Consider the following 17,446-nt stretch of genomic DNA (forward strand, 5'->3'; position numbering starts at 1 on the left):
GCTCGCGTGTACCCGTATGTCTGCATACGGAGGCGAGAGTCGATCAAGGTAGCCGATTCGAAGGGCGAAGCGTGGCCAAGAAGCAAGGTGCCATCGAAATCGAGGGCACCGTGATCGAGTCCCTCCCGAACGCAATGTTCAAGGTGGAACTTCAGAACGGTCACAAGGTCCTAGCGCACATCAGCGGCAAGATGCGTATGCACTACATCCGCATCCTCCCGGATGACCGGGTCGTGGTGGAGCTCTCTCCGTACGACCTGACGCGTGGCCGGATCGTCTACCGGTACAAGTAGATCTTGCCCGCGCCCCGTGTTCCACGGGGTCGTGGCACTGACCCGGAGAACCTGACATCCCATGAAGGTCAAGCCGAGCGTCAAGAAGATCTGCGACAAGTGCAAGGTGATCCGCCGTCACGGTCGGGTCATGGTCATCTGCGAAAACCTGCGCCACAAGCAGCGCCAGGGCTGACGCACGACCCCCTGCATCTCGCAGATCGCGCGACGCAAGTAATTCCGTACATACGCAGAACCCAGACACCTTCAGGGTGCTGACACCTCCGGCGGAGGCCGGGGACCCGGAACGTACCGCTTCTCTTTCAGGGGAGGGGTCGGCGGCCGGGAACGGTTCTGCGGAAGACCTCCGAATCAACAGGAGCCATGAATGGCACGCCTTTCCGGCGTTGACCTCCCGCGCGAAAAGCGCGTTGAGGTCGCCCTCACCTACGTCTTCGGCATCGGGCGTACCCAGTCGAAGAAGGCGCTGGCAGAGACCGGCGTCAACCCGGACACCCGCGTTCGTGACCTGGCCGAAGAAGACCTGGTCAAGCTGCGTGAGTACGTGGACGCCAACCTCAAGACCGAGGGTGACCTCCGTCGCGAGGTGCAGGCCGACATCCGCCGCAAGGTAGAGATCGGCTGCTACCAGGGTCTGCGTCACCGTCGCGGCCTGCCGGTCCACGGTCAGCGCACCAGCACGAACGCCCGCACCCGCAAGGGCCCGCGTCGCGCGATCGCCGGCAAGAAGAAGCCGGGCAAGAAGTAGTCCTCAGCCGGACGCTCATCAGCGGTCTTGCGCTGTAGGACCGACCACCTCCCGTAGGAGATATAGATGCCCCCCAAGGGTCGTCAGGGCGCTGCCAAGAAGGTGCGCCGCAAGGAAAAGAAGAACGTCGCTCATGGGCACGCCCACATCAAGAGCACGTTCAACAACACGATCGTTTCGATCACCGACCCCACGGGCAACGTGATCTCCTGGGCCTCCGCCGGCCACGTCGGCTTCAAGGGCTCGCGCAAGTCCACCCCCTTCGCCGCGCAGATGGCCGCCGAGTCGGCCGCCCGCCGCGCGCAGGAGCACGGCATGCGCAAGGTCGACGTCTTCGTCAAGGGTCCCGGCTCCGGCCGTGAGACCGCGATCCGCTCCCTCCAGGCCACTGGCCTTGAGGTCGGCTCGATCCAGGACGTCACCCCCACCCCGCACAATGGCTGCCGCCCTCCCAAGCGTCGCCGCGTCTGACGCTCTGCGTCCGACTCTGGTTGTTGCAGTGCGCACGGAGTGAAGACCGACCTTCTCTCCGTGCGCGTTGTACTCGGGCGGTACGGTCCTTTCGGGCCGTGCCGCCCGTACCCTTGTAGTAGTTGGCATCAAATAGTGGGTGCCAAGACTGGAGGCATTTCTCATGCTTATCGCTCAGCGTCCGTCGCTGACCGAAGAGGTCGTCGACGAGTACCGCTCGCGGTTCGTGATCGAGCCCCTCGAGCCGGGCTTCGGTTACACCCTCGGCAACTCCCTGCGTCGTACGCTCCTCTCCTCGATCCCCGGTGCCGCTGTCACCAGCATCCGGATCGACGGGGTCCTGCACGAGTTCACCACCGTGCCGGGCGTCAAGGAGGACGTCACCGACCTCATCCTCAACATCAAGCAGCTCGTCGTCTCCTCGGAGCACGACGAGCCGGTCGTGATGTACCTGCGCAAGCAGGGTCCCGGCCTGGTCACCGCTGCTGACATCGCCCCGCCGGCCGGTGTCGAGGTCCACAACCCGGACCTCGTTCTCGCCACGCTCAACGGCAAGGGCAAGCTGGAGATGGAGCTGACCGTCGAGCGCGGTCGCGGCTACGTCTCCGCCGTCCAGAACAAGCAGGTGGGCCAGGAGATCGGCCGTATTCCGGTCGACTCCATCTACTCGCCGGTGCTCAAGGTCACGTACAAGGTCGAGGCGACCCGTGTCGAGCAGCGCACCGACTTCGACAAGCTGATCGTCGACGTCGAGACCAAGCAGGCCATGCGGCCGCGCGACGCCATGGCGTCCGCCGGTAAGACGCTGGTCGAGCTGTTCGGTCTGGCGCGTGAGCTCAACATCGACGCCGAGGGCATCGACATGGGCCCGTCCCCCACGGACGCCGCCCTTGCCGCCGACCTGGCGCTGCCGATCGAGGAGCTCGAGCTCACCGTTCGTTCGTACAACTGCCTCAAGCGTGAGGGCATCCACTCCGTGGGTGAGCTCGTGGCGCGCTCCGAGGCCGACCTGCTCGACATCCGGAACTTCGGTGCGAAGTCGATCGACGAGGTCAAGGCGAAGCTGGCCGGCATGGGCCTGGCCCTCAAGGACAGCCCGCCCGGATTCGACCCGACCGCTGCCGCCGACGCCTTCGGCGCCGACGACGACGCGGACGCGGGCTTCGTGGAGACCGAGCAGTACTGAAAACTTCCGGCGGGCACTAGCTCGTCGGTAACTGACACCGGTACCTGATACGGCCGGTGCAGACCCAAGGAGAAACACATGCCGAAGCCCGCCAAGGGTGCCCGTCTGGGCGGCAGCGCCGCGCACGAGCGTCTGCTCCTCGCGAACCTCGCGAAGTCGCTGTTCGAGCACGGCCGCATCACCACGACCGAGGCCAAGGCCCGCCGCCTGCGTCCGGTCGCCGAGCGCCTGATCACCAAGGCGAAGAAGGGCGACATCCACAACCGTCGCCTGGTGCTGCAGACGATCACGGACAAGAGCATCGTGCACACGCTGTTCACCGAGATCGCCCCGCGGTACGAGAACCGCCCCGGTGGTTACACCCGTATCACCAAGATCGGCAACCGTCGTGGCGACAACGCCCCGATGGCGGTCATCGAGCTGGTCGAGGCCCTGACCGTGGCGCAGGCCGCCACCGGTGAGGCCGAGGCTGCTACGAAGCGCGCGGTCAAGGAAGACGCCCTCAAGAAGGACGAGGCTGCGGCCGAGACCGTCGAGGACGCCGCTCCGGCCGAGGCCGAGGCTGAGTCCAAGGACGCCTGAGCGTTCTGAGACCACTGGGCGGGCCCGCATCACCCTTCGGGGCGGTGCGGGCCCGTTCTGCTGTGCAGCTTGCTGCTTTGAGAGGATTTACGGGTGAGCGAGGACATTGAGGGTGCGGCGCCCGGGTTCGTACGGGTGCGGCTGGATCTTTCGTACGACGGGAAGGACTTTTCCGGCTGGGCGAAGCAGACCGAACGACGTACGGTCCAGGGCGAGCTGGAGTCCGCGCTGCGGACGGTGACGCGGTCCGCGCGCACCTATGAGCTGACGGTCGCCGGGCGTACGGACTCGGGCGTCCACGCGCGCGGCCAGGTCGCGCACGTCGACCTGCCGGAGGACGTGTGGGCCGAGCACCGGGACAAGCTGCTGCGGCGGCTCGCCGGGCGGTTGCCGCACGACGTGCGGGTGTGGAAGGTCGCGGAGGCGCCGGCGGGATTCAACGCGCGGTTCGCGGCGGTCTGGCGGCGGTACGCCTACCGCGTCACGGACAACCCGGGCGGAGTCGATCCGCTGCTGCGCGGGCATGTCCTGTGGCACGACTGGGAGCTGGACGTCGATGCGATGAACCGGGCGGCGGAGAAGCTGGTCGGGGAGCACGACTTCGCGGCGTACTGCAGGAAGCGCGAGGGTGCGACGACCATTCGTACGCTTCAGCAGCTGAGCTGGGAGCGGGGGGCGGACGGTGTCATCACCGCTACCGTGCGGGCCGACGCCTTCTGCCACAACATGGTGCGCTCGCTCGTCGGCGCGATGCTGTTCGTCGGCGACGGGCACCGCGACACGGACTGGCCGGCGAAGGTGCTGGCCGCGGGCGTACGGGACTCGTCCGTCCATGTCGTACGCCCGCACGGCCTCACCCTTGAGGAAGTCGGCTATCCGGCCGATGAGTTGCTGGCCGCGCGTGCTCGCACGGCCCGCAACATGCGGACACTGCCCGGGTCGTCACTGTCCGGCGGCGGCTGCTGCTGACGCCTGAGTCTTTCCGCGCTGGTGGATCTGACGGAACGTGAACTCGGCGAGGTCGTCGCCGGTCTTGAAGACGTCCTGGTCGGCCTCGGTGACGTTCTTGCCGTTGGTGAAGCCGCCGACCGTGAAGTAGGCGTAGCGGCCGTACGCGTTGGCCGTCTTGCGGCAGATCGCGCCGGCCCGGCAGAAGGTGGGGACCCCGGCCCCGGGGAGGGAGGCGAGGCCGCCGCTCGCCTGCTCCTTCGCCTTCTCCGCCTGCGCGGCGGTGTCGAAGACCGCGACGCCGACGGTGACGGCTACGCCGCCCTTGGAGTACGTGGCGCGGATGACCTGGTCGCAGCCGTTGTTGGCGAGTACGGAGCCGAGGGCGCCCTGGGTGGCCGCGGAGCAGCTGGTGGTGCGGCTCGTCGCGCCCTTGGCGTAGGCGCGGCCGCCCATCGTCAGCTTCTTGCCGGGGAAGAGGGTGTCGGCGCTCAGCGGCGCCTTGTCCTTCTTGGCGCTGGAGATGAACTCCTTGGGGTCCGGCGGGGGCGGCGGTGCCTGCGAGGAGAACGAGGGGCCCGGGCCGCCGGTCTCCGCGGGCAGGTTCTCGGGAGTGGGGAGCTGGCTCGCCGTGTTGTCCGGGCCGGTGTTGCTGTTGCCGGCGGAGACGACTGCCGTGGCCACGATCGCGCCCACAGCGGCGGTCGCCAGGACGCCGCCGCCGATGTACATCCACCTCTTGCGGCGGGCGCGGGCGGCTGAAGCGTCGGCGAGTGCTGCCCAGTCCGGTGTGTCCGGTGCGTGCGATCCGTACGGATCCTGAGGGCCTTGCTGGCCAAAGCTCACTGACGTTCACCCCGCGTGTCGTGCTGTGTCGTACTGGGAAGCCCGGCGGCCTGCTTGTCCGGCCGGGAGTCCGGGGGTCGTCCCCCGGGATGGCACAGCATGGGGGGCATCCTAATCCGGTTGGGCTATGGCGCGGCGGGCGGTCAGAATGCGGAGCATGGGACATCTTGAGGCTGCGCACGTGGAGTACTACTTGCCGGACGGGCGGGTGCTGCTCGGTGACGCCTCGTTCCGGGTGGGCGAGGGGTCCGTCGTCGCGCTGGTCGGCGCGAACGGCGCCGGGAAGACGACGCTGCTGCGGCTGATCGCGGGGGAGCTCCAGCCGCACGGCGGGACCGTGACGGTCAGCGGCGGGCTCGGCGTGATGCCGCAGTTCGTGGGGTCGGTGCGGGACGAGCGGACCGTACGGGACCTGCTGGTCTCGGTCGCGCAGCCGCGGATCCGCGAGGCGGCCGCGGCGGTGGACGCCGCCGAGCACGCGATCCTGACGCGGGACGACGAGGCCGCGCAGATGGCGTACGCGCAGGCGCTGAGCGACTGGGCGGAGGTGCGCGGGTACGAGGCCGAGACGCTCTGGGACATGTGCACCATGGCTGGGCTCGGGGTGCCGTACGAGAAGGCGCAGTGGCGTGAGGTGCGGACGCTCAGCGGGGGTGAGCAGAAGCGGCTGGTGCTGGAGGCGCTGCTGCGGGGGCCCGACGAGGTGCTGCTGCTCGACGAGCCGGACAACTATCTGGATGTGCCGGGGAAGCGGTGGCTGGAGGCGCGGCTGAAGGAGACCCGTAAGACGGTCTTGTTCGTGAGCCACGACCGGGAGCTGCTGGCCCGCGCCGCCGAGAAGATCGTGAGCGTTGAGCCCAGTCCGGCCGGGTCCGATGTGTGGGTGCACGGTGGCGGGTTCGGTACGTATCACGAGGCCCGGCGGGAGCGGTTCGCGCGGTTCGAGGAGCTGCTGCGGCGCTGGGAGGAAGAGCACGCGCGGCTGAAGGCGCTGGTGCTGCGGCTTCGGCAGCAGGCGGCGATCAGTCCCGACATGGCGTCCCGGTACCGGGCGATGCAGACCCGCTTCAAGAAGTTCGAGGACGCCGGGCCGCCGCCGGAGCCGCCGCGCGAGCAGGAGATCAAGATGCGGCTGCGGGGCGGGCGGACGGGGGTCCGGGCGGTGGTGTGCGAGGGGCTCGAACTGGAGGGGCTGATGAAGCCCTTCGACCTGGAGATCTATTACGGGGAGCGGGTCGCCGTACTCGGGTCGAACGGGTCCGGGAAGTCGCACTTCCTGCGGCTGCTGGCCGGGGAGACGGTGGCTCACACGGGGACGTGGAAGCTGGGCGCGCGGGTCGTGGCCGGTCACTTCGCCCAGACGCACGCGCATCCGGAGCTGCTGGGGCGGACGCTCGTCGACATTCTGTGGACGCGGCACGCGAAGGACCGGGGCGGGGCGATGTCCGTCCTGCGGCGGTACGAGCTGGAGCGGCAGGGGGATCAGCCCTTCGAGAAGCTCTCGGGCGGGCAGCAGGCCCGCTTCCAGATCCTGATGCTGGAGCTGGAGGGGACGACCGCACTGCTGCTCGACGAGCCGACGGACAACCTTGACCTGGAGTCGGCGGAGGCGCTGCAGGAGGGGCTGGAGGCGTACGAGGGGACGGTGCTGGCCGTCACGCACGACCGCTGGTTCGCGAAGTCCTTCGACCGCTACCTGGTCTTCGGGGCGGACGGCGTGGTGCGGGAGACGTCGGAGCCGGTGTGGGACGAGCGGCGGGTGGAGCGGGCGCGGTGAGGCGCGGGAGTGTCGGCCGGGTGGTGTGGGGGCTGCGAGGGTGGCCGGGGTCGGCGGACGGAGTCCGGCGCAGCCGGGCGAAGCCCGGGAGGCCCCCCGGGGCCGAGCGGTGCGAGTGCGGCGTGGAGAGGGCGCCGTCGGAGCCGGTGTGGGACGAGGTGGGGGTCCCCCCTGCTCCTTAAGAGCTTGGGGGAGGGTGGAGCGGGCGCGGTAGGCGGGGCGGAGCGGTGTCCCGGATGCGGATGCCGCTCCGGCAATGGCTTCGTGGCCAGCCGTTTTGACCCGTGTGGGGGAGGGCGGTAAGCTTCCAGTTTGTTATGCGTATTGGCTTGGTCGTTCTCACGCGAGGGGCCCTTACGCCGGTCCACCGGGCCGATGACCAGCGGCTGGCAGACGGGTTGCGTCCCCGAATGCCGCCAAGGCTGTCGTGATCGCCCGTGTGGCCTTGTCAGGACCCTTCCCCTAAGCCCGAGGGGCTTGGGGATACCCCAACACTGAAGAAGCGAAGGCTACGACCGTGCGTACGTACAGCCCCAAGCCCGGCGATGTCACGCGCCAGTGGCACATCATTGACGCGCAGGACATCGTCCTGGGCCGTCTGGCGACGACTGCCGCCACCCTCCTGCGGGGCAAGCACAAGGCGATCTACGCCCCGCACATGGACATGGGCGACTTCGTCATCATCGTCAACGCCGAGAAGGTTCACCTCTCCGGCAACAAGAAGACCCAGAAGATGGCTTACCGCCACTCCGGTTTCCCGGGTGGTCTGCGTTCCGTTCGTTACGACGAGCTGCTCGCGAAGAACCCCGAGAAGGCCGTCGAAAAGGCCATCAAGGGCATGATCCCCAAGAACACCCTGGGCCGTCAGGTGCTCTCGAAGCTCAAGGTCTACGCAGGTCCCGAGCACCCGCACGCTGCTCAGCAGCCGGTGCCGTACGAGATCACCCAGGTCGCGCAGTAGTTCCGGCCACCCCCTAAGACGTAAAGAAATCTGAGGAGCATCGTGGCCGAGACCACTGTAGAGACGCCCGTCGAGGGTACCGACGCCGAAGAGACCTTCGACGCGGTGACGACCTTCGAGTCCGAGGTGCCCGTCGAGGGCGAGTACACCTCCGAGTCGCTCGCGGGCCGCTTCGGCGAACCGCAGCCGGCTGCCGGCCTGGGTCGTCGCAAGAACGCCATCGCCCGCGTCCGGATCGTTCCGGGCACCGGCAAGTGGAAGATCAACGGGCGTACGCTCGAGGACTACTTCCCGAACAAGGTTCACCAGCAGGAAGTCAACGAGCCCTTCAAGGTGCTCGAGCTCGACGGCCGCTACGACGTCATCGCGCGTATCGCCGGTGGCGGCGTTTCCGGCCAGGCCGGTGCGCTGCGCCTGGGCGTTGCCCGTGCGCTGAACGAGGCGGACGTGGACAACAACCGCGCCACGCTGAAGAAGGCCGGCTTCCTCAGCCGCGACGACCGTGCGGTCGAGCGCAAGAAGGCCGGTCTCAAGAAGGCCCGTAAGGCGCCGCAGTACAGCAAGCGCTAATCCGCCTGCTCGGCTGCTTCACCGTTCGCCCCGGCGGCACATTCTGTGCTGCCGGGGCGTTCGTTTATCGGCATGCCCGGCGTATAACGGCGTAAGGCCGCTCAAGAGCTTGCATTTTCGGAGCATTTTCGGAGGACACCAGTGGGACGACTCTTCGGCACTGACGGTGTGCGCGGTGTCGCCAACGCGGACCTGACGGCCGAGCTCGCGCTCGGCCTCTCGGTCGCGGCGGCGCATGTGCTCGCCGAAGCGGGGACCTTTGAGGGGCATCGGCCGACCGCCGTGGTCGGGCGAGACCCGCGTGCGTCGGGAGAGTTTCTGGAGGCCGCCGTCGTGGCGGGTCTCGCAAGCGCGGGCGTGGACGTGCTGAAGGTGGGCGTGCTGCCCACCCCCGCGGTCGCCTACCTGACCGGCGCGCTCGGCGCCGACCTCGGCGTGATGCTCTCGGCGAGCCACAACGCGATGCCGGACAACGGTGTCAAGTTCTTCGCACGCGGTGGGCACAAGCTCGCCGACGAGCTGGAGATCCGGATCGAGGCGGTGTACGAGCAGCACAGCACCGGTGAGCCGTGGGCGCGGCCGACCGGCGCAGGTGTGGGGCGCGTCAGCGAGTACAACGAGGGCTTCGATCAGTACATCGCGCACTTGATCGGTGTGCTGCCCAACCGGCTCGACGGGGTGAAAGTCGTTCTCGACGAGGCGCACGGCGCCGCGTCCCGCGTCTCGCCCGAGGCCTTCACCCGGGCCGGCGCCGAGATCGTCACCATCGGCGCCGAACCCGACGGGCTGAACATCAACGACGGGTGCGGCTCCACGCACCTGGAGCTGCTCCGGGCCGCCGTCGTCGAGCACGGCGCCGATCTGGGCATCGCGCATGACGGCGATGCCGACCGGTGCCTTGCTGTCGACGCCGAAGGGCGTGAGGTCGACGGGGACCAGATCCTCGCCGTCCTCGCACTGGCCATGCGCGAAGCCGGCGGGCTCCGCAAGAACACCGTCGTCGGCACCGTCATGTCGAACCTCGGCTTCAAGCTGGCGATGGAGCGCGAGGGCATCGAGCTCGTACAGACGGCCGTCGGCGACCGGTACGTACTGGAGTCGATGAAGGCCGAGGGGTACGCGCTCGGCGGCGAGCAGTCCGGGCACGTGATCGTGCTGGACCACGCCACGACCGGCGACGGGACCCTGACCGGCCTGATGCTGGCCGCGCGGGTGGCCGCGACCGGACGTACGCTCGCGGACCTCGCGGGGGTCATGACACGGCTGCCGCAGATCCTCATCAACGTGCCCGACGTCGACAAGTCCCGCGTCACCACCTCCGCCGAGCTGGCCGTCGCGGTCGCCGACGCCGAGCGTGAACTGGGCGCCACCGGGCGGGTACTGCTCCGGCCCTCCGGCACCGAGCCGCTCGTTCGGGTGATGGTCGAGGCCGCGGACATCGACCAGGCGAAGGCCGTTGCCGGACGGCTGGCCGACGCCGTGAAGTCCGCTCTCGGGTAGTACGCGTTACGGGTTCGTGCGCGAGGTGCGCTCGCGCTGCCTGGCCCAGAGATACTTCTGGACCAGCAGCGTGAGCGTGCCGGCGATGACGATGCCCAGCAGGTTCAGCAGGAGCTGCTTCGACGAGCCCCAGGTCTGGCCCACCTCGCCGTAGCTGAGCGCCACCGCCGCATTCGCCGCGGCCGGGACCGTCGTCACCGAGATGGCCACGCCCACCATGGCGCCGGACTTGGCCGACGTCAGCGACAGCATTCCTGCCGAGCCCGCCAGTACGGCCACGACGAACGAGAACCAGTCCGGGGCGTAGATGAAACCCGTGTTGGGGCGGGCAGCGTCCAGTTTTTCCTGCGTGAACAGGCCCGTTGCGTCCATGAAGAAGCTGAACGCGACCGCCACCGCCATCGCCGCCGCGAAGCCCGCGATCAGCGCGAGGAACGACCGCCAGGCCAACCGCGGAGCGCGCTGGACCACCGCCGTGCAGAAGCCGGCCAGCGGGCCGAACTCCGGGCCCACCGCCATCGCGCCCACAATCAGGATCGCGTTGTCGAGCACCACACCGCAGGCCGCGATCATCGTCGCCAGCGACAGGAACGCCAGGTAGGTGACCGAGAGCGTCGACTCCTCGTGCGTCGCCTCCTCCAGCTGCTCCCACAGCACCGCGTCCGCGGCCTCGCCCGGCGCTTCCGCCTCGGCCTTGTCGGCCCGCTGGGACAGCGACAGGTCGATGTTCTCCACCGAGATGGAGCCGCATTCGTCGATGCCGAGGTCGCGCAGGCTGTTGATGAGCGTGTCGCCCGCCTCGCGCGCCACGTCGCACATGACGAGATCGCCCGCCGGATTGCGAGCCGCGCCGGGGACGATGGCGAGGTGCGTCGTGCCGACCGTCTTCTCCACCGTGCTGACGACCTCGTCGGTGCGGTCGGCAGGGACGATCAGTCGCAGGTGAAGCACGGGTCGCACCCCTCAGAGTTTGCGGAGGGACAGACGCTGGACCTTGTGGTCGGGGCCCTTGCGCAGCACCAGCGTGGCACGCCCGCGTGTCGGGGCCACGTTCTCCAGCAGATTGGGCTTGTTGATGGTGCGCCACATCGTACGGGCGTAGTCGAGGGCCTCTTCCTCCGAGACCTGGGTGTACTTTCTGAAGTACGACGAGGGGTCCTGGAACGCCGTGTCGCGCAGCTTGCGGAAGCGGTTGAGGTACCAGGTCTCGATGTCCTCGGCGCGCGCATCGACGTACACACTGAAGTCGAAGTAGTCGGCGAGGCCCACGCGCGTACGGCCGTCCTTGCCGGGGAGCGCGGGCTGCAGGACGTTCAGGCCCTCGACGATCAGGATGTCGGGGCGGCGGACCGTGAGGCGCTCGCCGGGCACGATGTCGTAGATCAGGTGGGAGTAGACGGGGGCGGTGACCTCGTCCTTGCCCGCCTTGATGTCGGCGACGAAACGGGTCAGGGCCCGACGGTCGTACGACTCCGGGAAGCCCTTGCGCGACAGCAGGCCGCGCCGCTTGAGCTCCTCCATGGGGTAGAGGAACCCGTCGGTGGTGACGAGCTCGACGCGGGGGTGCTCGGGCCAGCGGGCCAGCATCGCCCGCAGAAGGCGGGCGACGGTCGACTTTCCTACGGCGACGCTGCCCGCCACCCCTATCACGAAGGGGGTGCCGCGCTGTGAGCCGTGGCCGTTGCCCGCGTCGCCGAGGAAGGTGTTGAGGGCGCCGCGCAGGCCCGAGGTCGCCTGCACGTAGAGATTGAGCAGGCGGGAGAGAGGGAGGTAGACGTCCCGTACCTCGTCCAGGTCGATCACGTCGCCGAGGCCCCGGAGCCGGTCGAGCTCCTCCGCCGTGAGCGGCAGCGGGGTCTTCTCGCGCAGCGCGCTCCACTCCGCCCGGGTGAGATCCAGGTAGGGCGAAGCGTCTGTCCGGCGCTGGGTGCTTCGTGGCGGCGAAGTGATCACAGGGCCATTGTCGGTGGTATGGGCCGGTCGTGGGTGGTGTGCTCGGTCACGTGGGGGCCCCGGCCGTAGGCTGCCGACATGTGCGGAATCGTGGGTTACGTCGGCGGGCAGCCGGCGCTTGATGTTGTCTTCGCGGGGCTGAAGCGGCTCGAATACCGGGGTTACGACTCGTCAGGTGTTGCCGTGCTCGCGGACGGTGGGCTGGCCGCGGCGAAGAAGGCCGGGAAGCTCGTCAATCTGGAGAAGGAGCTGGTGGGGCGGCCGCTGCCGGACGGGTCCACGGGCATCGGGCACACCAGGTGGGCCACGCACGGGGCGCCCACCGATGCCAATGCGCATCCGCATCTGGACAACGCGGGGCGGGTGGCGGTCGTACACAACGGGATCATCGAGAACTTCGCGGAACTGCGGGCCGAGCTCGCCGAGCGTGGGCACGACCTGGCGTCCGAGACCGACACCGAGGTCGTGGCCCACCTGCTCGCCGAGTCGTTCTCGTCGTGTGTGGACCTGGCGGAGGCGATGCGGCAGGTGTGCCGGCGGCTCGAAGGGGCGTTCACGCTGGTCGCCGTACACGCGGACGAGCCGGATGTGGTGGTGGGGGCGCGACGGAACTCGCCGCTCGTGGTGGGCGTGGGAGACGGCGAGGCCTTCCTCGCCTCCGATGTCGCCGCGTTCATCGCCCATACGCGGTCCGCGATCGAGCTGGGGCAGGACCAGGTCGTGGAGCTGCGGCGGGAGTCCGTGACCGTCACCGGCTTCGACGGTGCTCCTGCGGCGGTACGGGAGTACCACGTGGACTGGGACGCGTCCGCTGCCGAGAAGGGCGGCTACGACTACTTCATGCTGAAGGAGATCGCCGAGCAGCCGAAGGCGGTCGCCGACACGCTGCTGGGGCGGATCGACTCGGGCGGGTCGCTGACCCTGGACGAAGTGCGGATTCCGGCCTCCGTGCTGCGGGAAGTCGACAAGATCGTGGTGGTGGCCTGCGGGACCGCGTTCCATGCCGGGATGATCGCGAAGTACGCCATCGAGCACTGGACGCGGATTCCCTGCGAGACGGAACTCGCGAGTGAATTCCGCTACCGGGATCCGATTCTCGACGCGCAGACCCTCGTGATCGCGATTTCGCAGTCCGGCGAGACCATGGACACCCTGATGGCTGTGCGGCACGCGCGGGAGCAGGGCGCGAAGGTTCTTGCCGTGTGCAATACGAATGGGTCGACCATTCCCCGGGAATCGGATGCGGTGCTTTATACGCATGCCGGTCCGGAAGTCGCTGTCGCCTCTACGAAGGCGTTCTTGACGCAGTTGGTCGCCTGCTATCTGGTCGCTCTCTATCTGGGACAGGTACGGGGGACCAAGTGGGGGGACGAGGTCCGGGACGTCGTACAGGAGCTCTCCAAGATTTCTGGGGCGGTGGATCGCGTCCTGGAGACCATGGAGCCGGTGCGGGCGCTGGCGCGGTCGCTGGCGGACAAGGACACCGTGCTGTTCCTCGGGCGGCATGTGGGGTACCCGGTGGCGCTGGAGGGGGCGTTGAAGCTGAAGGAGCTCGCGTACATGCACGCGGAGGGCTTCGCGGCGGGTGAGCTCAAGCACGGGCCGATCGCGCTGATCGAGCAAGACCTGCCGGTGGTCGTCGTGGTGCCTTCACCCCGGGGACGGTCCGTTCTGCACGGCAAGATCGTGTCCAACATCCAGGAGATCCGGGCCCGGGGCGCCCGGACGATCGTGATCGCGGAGGAAGGCGACGAGGCGGTGGCTCCGTACGCGGATCACCTGATCCGGATTCCCGCCACGCCCACGCTGCTTCAGCCGCTGGTCGCGACCGTGCCGTTGCAGGTCTTCGCGTGCGAGCTGGCCACGGCGCGCGGCAACGAGGTCGACCAGCCGCGGAATCTCGCGAAGTCTGTGACCGTCGAATGATCATTGGGGTGGGGATCGACGTCGCGGAGATCGAGCGGTTCAAGGTTTCGCTGGAGCGTACGCCGCAGATGGCTGAGCGGCTCTTCCTGCAGAGCGAGTTGTACCTGCCGAGCGGGGAGCGGCGCGGCGTCGCCTCGCTCGCAGTCCGGTTCGCGGCGAAGGAAGCGCTGGCGAAGGCGCTGGGTGCGCCGGCCGGGCTGCACTGGACGGACGCGGAGGTGTACGTCGAGGACAGCGGGCAGCCGCGGCTGCGGGTGAGCCGGACGGTACTGGCACGGGCCGAGGCGCTCGGAGTGCGGTCGTGGCATGTCTCGCTCAGTCATGACGCGGGGATCGCTTCTGCTGTGGTCATTGCTGAAGGGTGAGTTTCTGATGCGTAGTGCTTACGGCGTGGACACCGTGCGGAACGCCGAGCGGGAGCTCATGGCGCGGCTTCCCGAAGGTGCGCTCATGCAGCGGGCCGCGGCCGGGCTTGCCTCTGTGTGCGCGGGACTGCTGAGGCGGGTGTACGGCTCCCGGATCGTCCTGCTGGTGGGGAGCGGGGACAACGGGGGCGACGCGCTGTACGCCGGTGCGCGGCTCGCGCGGCGCGGTGCGGGGGTTTCGGCAGTGCTGCTCAACCCCGACCGGGTGCACGCGGGCGGGCTCGCGGCCCTTCGGGCTGCCGGGGGGCGGGTGCCGGGGGATCCGTACGCCGCCGTCGCGGGCGCCGATCTGGTCGTCGACGGCATTACCGGGATCGGCGGGCGCGGCGGGCTGCGGGGGGAAGCGGTGCGGGTGGCTCGGGCCGTGGGGGCTGCGCGGGACTCCGGGGCGGTTGTTGTTGCTGTGGATCTGCCCAGTGGGGTCGAGGCGGACAGCGGGGAGGTGCGGGGGGAGTGCGTGCGTGCCGATGTGACGGTCACCTTCGGGACGTACAAGCCGGGGCTGCTGGTCGACCCTGCGCGGGAGTACGCGGGTGTGGTGCGGCTCGTCGACCTTGGGCTCGACCTGCCGCTGGAGGCTGACCTGGAGGCGTTGCAGCACGAGGACGTGGCTGCGCTGCTGCCGGCGCCGGTTGCGGAGAGCGACAAGTACCGGCGCGGCGTCGTCGGGGTCGTGGCCGGGTCGATGCGGTATCCCGGGGCGGCGGTCCTCGCGGTGGCGGGGGCGCTGCGGGGTGGGGCGGGCGCCGTGCGGTACGTCGGGCCGGGGGCGACTGCGGATGCGGTCATCGCGCGCTTCCCCGAGGCGTTGGTGCACGCCTGGCCGCCTTCCAAGGCCGGGCGCGTTCAGGCGTGGGTCGTGGGGCCCGGGCTGGGGGACGGTGCGGAGGAGGCGCTGGGGGATGTGCTGGCGTCGGACGTTCCGGTGCTGGTGGACGCGGACGCGCTGCGGCCGCTGGACCCGGCGCTGGTGCGGGCGCGCACTGCGCCGACGCTGCTGACGCCGCATGCGGGGGAGGCTGCGGCGCTGCTGGGAGTGGGGCGCGAGGAGGTGGAGGCGGGGCGGCTGGTGGCGGTGCGGGAGCTGGCGGCGCTGTACGGGGCGGCTGTGCTGCTGAAGGGGTCTACGACACTGGTGGCGCCGGCGTCGGCGGGGCGTCCGGTGCGGGTGAATCCGACGGGAACGCCTTGGCTGGCGACGGCGGGGAGTGGCGACGTGCTGTCGGGGCTGGCGGGGGCGTTGCTGGCGGCGGGGCTGGGGTCGGTGGACGCGGGGTCGGTGGCGGCGTATCTGCATGGGCTGGCGGGGCGGGGGGCTTCGGGGGGCGGGCCGATCGGGGCGCAGGATGTGGCGGAGGGGGTGCGGGAGGCTTGGCGGGGGGTTACGGGGGGCTCGCCGGGTGGGCTTGCGCCGGGTGGGTCTGTGCGGGGTTGGCTTGCGCCGGGTGGGTCCGTGCGGGGTCGGGCCGCTCCGGGGGCGCCATTCGGGACTGCATGATTTAGCTGCGGTGCGGGGCTGCGTTTGCGAGGCCAGTAATTCGCGCACAAATCACGCTTTACGTCCCGAACAGCGCCCCCTGCGCGTCCCGCCCCCTCGCGCCGGTGGGTGGTGCCGACGCCGCTTGCCTGGCGGGGTTTCGGCCGGGGGTCCGGGGGTTGTCCCCCGGGCAGGCACAGCACGTCCCGAACAGCGCCCCCTGCGCGTCCCGCCCCCTCGCGCCGGTGGTCCATCCGGCCCCGCTCGCCCGGGGGTGCCACCCCTGTTCAGCCTTGCCGTCGACCGGCGCCGTCGACCGGCGCCGGTCGGTGTTGGCGACGTACGGGAGGGGGACGGGGCCGTAGGGAGTGGTGTTCGGGACGTAAAACGTGATTTGTGCGCGGGACGCCGGGAGGCTTTCGGTGACCCGGGATCGCAGCTAAATCATGCAGTCCCGAATGCCGCTCCCGTAGGCCCCGGCCCCCGGCACCACCACAGGCCCCGCAGCGTCCCGCCCCCGGCACCAGCGCGGGAAGTGGGTGAAGTTCTTGTTTGCGGTGGCAGGGCCGGGGCTTGGGGGGAGGGGGTGTCCTGGGGCTCTGAGACACTTGGCGCGATGACCGCGATGACCCAGACCCCCATGCGCGTCCGTGCCGAGATCGATCTGGCGGCGCTGCGCGCCAACGTGCGTGCCCTGCGCGCCCGCGCTCCCCACGCCCAGCTGATGGCCGTGGTCAAGTCGGACGCGTACGGGCACGGCGCGGTGCCGTGCGCCCGGGCGGCCCTCGACGCCGGGGCGACGTGGCTGGGGACCGCGACCCCCGAAGAGGCGCTGGCGCTGCGCGACGCCGGGTTCGGCGGGCCGTTGATGTGCTGGCTGTGGACGCCCGGAGGGCCCTGGCGCGAGGCGGTCGAAGCGGGCATCGATGTTTCGGTGAGCGGGATGTGGGCGCTGCGGGAGGCCGTGGACGCCGCTCGTGCCGTCGGGATCGCGGCGCGGGTGCAGCTCAAGGCGGACACCGGGCTGGGGCGCAACGGGTGCCAGCCCGCCGACTGGCCGGAACTGGTGCACAGCGCCCTGGCCGCCGAGGCGGAGGGCACGGTGCGTATCACCGGGCTCTGGTCGCATTTCGCGTGCGCGGACGAGCCCGGGCATGTGTCCATCGCCGCCCAGCTGGCTGCCTTCCGGGAGATGCTCGCATACGCCGAGAAGGCAGGTGCCGAGCCCGAGGTGCGGCACATCGCCAACTCGCCCGCGACGCTGACGCTGCCCGAGGCGCACTTCGATCTCGTACGGACCGGCATCGCCATGTACGGGGTCTCGCCCAGTCCCGAGGTGGGGACACCCGCCGAGCTCGGGCTGCGGCCCGTCATGACGCTCGCGGCGTCCGTGGCGCTGGTCAAGCAGGTGCCCGAGGGGCATGGCGTCAGCTACGGGCATCACTACGTCACCGGTCGGGAGACCACCCTGGCGCTGATCCCGGCCGGGTACGCGGACGGCGTCCCGCGCCACGCCTCCGGTACCGGCCCCGTGCTGGTCGGCGGCAAGTGGCGTCGGGTCGCCGGGCGGGTTGCGATGGACCAGTTCGTGGTCGATCTGGGTGGGGACGAGGTGGAGCCGGGCGCCGAGGCGGTGCTGTTCGGCCCGGGCGACCGGGGCGAGCCGACGGCCGAGGACTGGGCGCAGGCGGCGGGCACCATCGCGTACGAAATTGTCACTCGCATCGGATCGCGGGTTCCACGCGTCTATGTGAATGAGGATCCCCGAAGCTAGGAGAGCGGC

Annotated in this window: 18 protein-coding genes; 15 read left to right on the forward strand and 3 right to left on the reverse strand. The window is 69.7% G+C overall.

Features of this window, described 5'->3' with window-relative positions:
• Positions 1-71: 71 nt before the first annotated feature.
• From infA to truA, 7 genes are all read left to right on the forward strand, one after another.
• Entirely contained in the window at positions 72-293 is a 222-nt protein-coding gene (gene infA, locus PXH83_RS17910) for a translation initiation factor IF-1 (protein WP_003956442.1), read from the forward strand.
• Positions 294-354: 61 nt separating this feature from the next.
• Positions 355-468, forward strand: coding sequence for a 50S ribosomal protein L36 (gene rpmJ / locus PXH83_RS17915; RefSeq protein WP_009740505.1), 114 nt, complete (start codon positions 355-357; stop codon positions 466-468).
• Positions 469-660: 192 nt separating this feature from the next.
• Entirely contained in the window at positions 661-1,041 is a 381-nt protein-coding gene (rpsM, locus tag PXH83_RS17920) for a 30S ribosomal protein S13 (protein WP_214920401.1), read from the forward strand.
• 66 nt (positions 1,042-1,107) lie between these two features.
• Positions 1,108-1,512 carry a 30S ribosomal protein S11 gene (gene rpsK, locus PXH83_RS17925; RefSeq protein ID WP_003948617.1) on the forward strand — a complete coding sequence of 135 codons (405 nt, stop codon included), beginning with the start codon at positions 1,108-1,110 and terminating at the stop codon, positions 1,510-1,512.
• A 163-nt stretch (positions 1,513-1,675) separates the two neighbouring features.
• Positions 1,676-2,698, forward strand: coding sequence for a DNA-directed RNA polymerase subunit alpha (locus PXH83_RS17930; protein WP_003956430.1), 1,023 nt, complete (start codon positions 1,676-1,678; stop codon positions 2,696-2,698).
• A gap of 78 nt (positions 2,699-2,776) precedes the next feature.
• Positions 2,777-3,280: a 50S ribosomal protein L17 gene (rplQ, locus tag PXH83_RS17935; RefSeq protein WP_214920400.1), complete on the forward strand. Its 504-nt coding sequence runs from the start codon at positions 2,777-2,779 to the stop codon at positions 3,278-3,280.
• Positions 3,281-3,373: 93 nt separating this feature from the next.
• Positions 3,374-4,249, forward strand: a complete 876-nt coding sequence (gene truA / locus PXH83_RS17940) for a tRNA pseudouridine(38-40) synthase TruA (RefSeq protein WP_274561388.1) — start codon at positions 3,374-3,376, stop codon at positions 4,247-4,249.
• On the opposite strand, the gene PXH83_RS17945 is transcribed toward truA, so the two are convergent.
• On the reverse strand, positions 4,223-5,074 hold the full coding sequence (locus PXH83_RS17945; RefSeq protein ID WP_274561389.1) for a hypothetical protein: 852 nt from the start codon (positions 5,072-5,074) through the stop codon (positions 4,223-4,225). The genes truA and PXH83_RS17945 overlap by 27 nt on opposite strands.
• A 148-nt stretch (positions 5,075-5,222) precedes the next feature.
• Between PXH83_RS17945 and PXH83_RS17950 the strand changes: the two genes are divergently transcribed.
• From PXH83_RS17950 to glmM, 4 genes are all read left to right on the forward strand, one after another.
• Positions 5,223-6,851 (forward strand): ABC-F family ATP-binding cassette domain-containing protein, encoded by a 1,629-nt coding sequence (locus tag PXH83_RS17950; protein ID WP_274561390.1) that lies wholly within the window; start codon positions 5,223-5,225, stop codon positions 6,849-6,851.
• A gap of 517 nt (positions 6,852-7,368) precedes the next feature.
• The gene (gene rplM / locus PXH83_RS17955; RefSeq protein ID WP_274561391.1) at positions 7,369-7,812 is read left to right on the forward strand and encodes a 50S ribosomal protein L13; all 444 of its coding nucleotides are present in this window, start codon (positions 7,369-7,371) and stop codon (positions 7,810-7,812) included.
• 42 nt (positions 7,813-7,854) lie between these two features.
• Positions 7,855-8,382, forward strand: a complete 528-nt coding sequence (gene rpsI / locus PXH83_RS17960) for a 30S ribosomal protein S9 (protein ID WP_274561392.1) — start codon at positions 7,855-7,857, stop codon at positions 8,380-8,382.
• A 141-nt stretch (positions 8,383-8,523) separates the two neighbouring features.
• The gene (gene glmM / locus PXH83_RS17965) at positions 8,524-9,882 is read left to right on the forward strand and encodes a phosphoglucosamine mutase (protein WP_274561393.1); all 1,359 of its coding nucleotides are present in this window, start codon (positions 8,524-8,526) and stop codon (positions 9,880-9,882) included.
• 6 nt (positions 9,883-9,888) lie between these two features.
• Here the strand turns inward: glmM and PXH83_RS17970 are convergent, their stop codons facing one another.
• Both PXH83_RS17970 and coaA read right to left on the reverse strand, forming a co-directional pair.
• Positions 9,889-10,833: a DUF389 domain-containing protein gene (locus PXH83_RS17970; protein WP_274561394.1), complete on the reverse strand. Its 945-nt coding sequence runs from the start codon at positions 10,831-10,833 to the stop codon at positions 9,889-9,891.
• Positions 10,834-10,845: 12 nt separating this feature from the next.
• Positions 10,846-11,835, reverse strand: a complete 990-nt coding sequence (coaA, locus tag PXH83_RS17975) for a type I pantothenate kinase (RefSeq protein ID WP_274561395.1) — start codon at positions 11,833-11,835, stop codon at positions 10,846-10,848.
• Between the two features lie 78 nt (positions 11,836-11,913).
• Between coaA and glmS the strand changes: the two genes are divergently transcribed.
• The 4 genes from glmS (at position 11,914) to alr (ending at position 17,437) form a co-directional block, all read left to right on the forward strand.
• A complete protein-coding gene (glmS, locus tag PXH83_RS17980; protein WP_274561396.1) occupies positions 11,914-13,761 on the forward strand; it encodes a glutamine--fructose-6-phosphate transaminase (isomerizing) in 1,848 nt (615 codons plus the stop codon).
• On the forward strand, positions 13,758-14,126 hold the full coding sequence (locus PXH83_RS17985; RefSeq protein ID WP_274561397.1) for a holo-ACP synthase: 369 nt from the start codon (positions 13,758-13,760) through the stop codon (positions 14,124-14,126). Before glmS ends, PXH83_RS17985 begins: the two co-directional genes overlap by 4 nt.
• A gap of 7 nt (positions 14,127-14,133) precedes the next feature.
• Positions 14,134-15,684 carry an NAD(P)H-hydrate dehydratase gene (locus PXH83_RS17990; protein WP_274561398.1) on the forward strand — a complete coding sequence of 517 codons (1,551 nt, stop codon included), beginning with the start codon at positions 14,134-14,136 and terminating at the stop codon, positions 15,682-15,684.
• 604 nt (positions 15,685-16,288) lie between these two features.
• Positions 16,289-17,437 carry an alanine racemase gene (gene alr / locus PXH83_RS17995; RefSeq protein ID WP_274562879.1) on the forward strand — a complete coding sequence of 383 codons (1,149 nt, stop codon included), beginning with the start codon at positions 16,289-16,291 and terminating at the stop codon, positions 17,435-17,437.
• Positions 17,438-17,446: the final 9 nt, after the last annotated feature.

Source organism: Streptomyces spiramyceticus (assembly GCF_028807635.1).
GTDB classification, from domain to species: domain Bacteria; phylum Actinomycetota; class Actinomycetes; order Streptomycetales; family Streptomycetaceae; genus Streptomyces; species Streptomyces spiramyceticus.